2 protein-coding genes are annotated in these 1,883 nt (G+C 53.3%); both read left to right on the forward strand.

The features are described 5' to 3' along the window. The first annotated feature begins 219 nt into the window (after positions 1 to 219). Entirely contained in the window at positions 220 to 654 is a 435-nt protein-coding gene (locus RMO15_RS06695) for a transposase (protein ID WP_309709583.1), read from the forward strand. A 708-nt stretch (positions 655 to 1,362) separates the two neighbouring features. Further along, positions 1,363 to 1,883 (forward strand): aminoacyl--tRNA ligase-related protein (locus RMO15_RS06700; protein WP_309709581.1); only part of this gene is annotated, 521 nt, incomplete at its 3' end.

Consider the following 1,883-nt stretch of genomic DNA (forward strand, 5'->3'; position numbering starts at 1 on the left):
TTGCTTGAAGCATGAACGTGCCCCCATTTGCCTGTTCCGCCTCGGCTTGGACGCACTCCAAAATTGGATGACCTCTTTGTGCAGAACTGTCAAAGAGTGTCAGCGCGAGAAGGCACTACAATTTTTGTCCTGTACTTAGGGCGCGAAGTCAAAGATCAAGGATTTGGAGGAGGTGCCGCAGCGGTGCGTGATTTTGTTCGTCCTCTTCGTGATCCAGATATGGCACCTGCCCCCAAGCGAGCGGAGCGTTCAGTTCCCTCGACACGTGCCTTGACTTGGCTACTGATTCTTCCTGAGCGAGGCACCCCTGAGCAGACATCAATGATGGAAACTTTATGCACCGCTTTGCCGATCTTGCCTCAATGCCGCGAGCTGGTTGTCAGTTTTAAGGACATCATGGCCCGCCGAGCTTCAAAGGAATTGGAGGGTTGGCTTGAGAAGGCCAAAGACACTGGCTTGCCTAGTTTTGTGAGTTTTGTGCGTGGTATTCGAATGGATCTTGCTGCTGTGGAAGCTGCGTTTTCGCTTCCTTGGAGCAACGGCCCGGTTGAGGGTCATGTGAACCGTTTGAAGTTTATCAAGCGTCAGGGCTATGGTCGAGCGAGCTTTGAGCTGCTGCGACGGCGTGTTTTGCCCCTTCCGAATCCAACGTAAAAAGAGAATGAGATCCGGAGAGGGAAGGTACGGAGCCTTTCACCTAATTTGCGTAAGATCCGCGATTTACCGGAAACTAAAGATCCTGGTAGAGCAGGACAATATCTCCTGCCTCAGCTTGTTTTTGACGAATCATCAGTCGGACGGCTATGCGCTCGACTTCTTGGGCATCCTACTTGTCTTTGAGGCTATGGCGAGGTCGCCGGTAAGCCCATCCCCCTTTTTTGATCAGGGCTCTCAGATAACCTGTCGTGAGACTCAATCCGATTTGTGCTTGAATCTGCTTTACAATCCGAGAGCAGGTCAAGCTTTGGTTGGGATTTTCTAGCATTTGAGGTATCACGCTCAATGCTTTCTCTCGTTTGACGGGCTTGCGTCCTGTGTGAGCTTTCTCCTTGAGTCCCTCCACGCCCTCTCGTGCCGAAGCGCATGCGCCACTCCCTGACGCTTTGCGCATCGGGACTCTCAGCGCCTGGCAGATCTGCTCTGCCGTTTGTCTTAGGTAGGTCAACAGAAGTGCTCGTACTCTGTCTGCATCCCCTCTTTTGGGGAAGCGTGCCAGGGCTTCCAGTTGCTGCTGATCCGTTGGGGACAACTCCGTATTTCGTAACCAAGCCATGAAAGGGAGTTTACTCAAATGTCGGTACAATTAAAAGCTTTTGCTTAGATGCCATCGCGGCTAGCTTTGGAATTGAGCGCAACCCGGACATGGATATCTTCGTGGACGCGCTGCTCGGCGATCCGACCAAGGCGCAGACGGCGCTCAAGGCGGCAAAAGTCGTGGATGCGCTGGACGGCAAGCCCGGCGACTGGACCGAGCCGCGCACGTTCAATTTAATGTTCAAGACCCAGGTCGGCCCCGTCGCTGACGACGAGAACTTCGCGTATCTTCGCCCCGAGACCGCCCAGGGGATGTTCGTCAATTTTAAGAATGTCCTAGACTCGACCAACCGAAAACTACCGTTTGGAATCGCGCAGCAGGGCAAGAGCTTTCGCAATGAGATCACGCCTAAGAACTTTATCTTTCGGGTGCGTGAGCTGGAGCAGATGGAGATCGAGTACTTTGTCAAGCCAGGTGAAGACGAAAAAGTCCACGACGAGTGGATTCAGGATCACATCGACTGGTGGGTGAACGTGGTGGGGCTGGATCGCGCTAAGATTGATCTGTTTGAGCACGTGAAGCTCGCGCACTACTCCAAGCGCACCGTGGACATTCTCTACAACTTCCC

The sequence above is a fragment of the Armatimonas sp. genome (assembly GCF_031410135.1).
Taxonomy (GTDB): domain Bacteria; phylum Armatimonadota; class Armatimonadia; order Armatimonadales; family Armatimonadaceae; genus Armatimonas.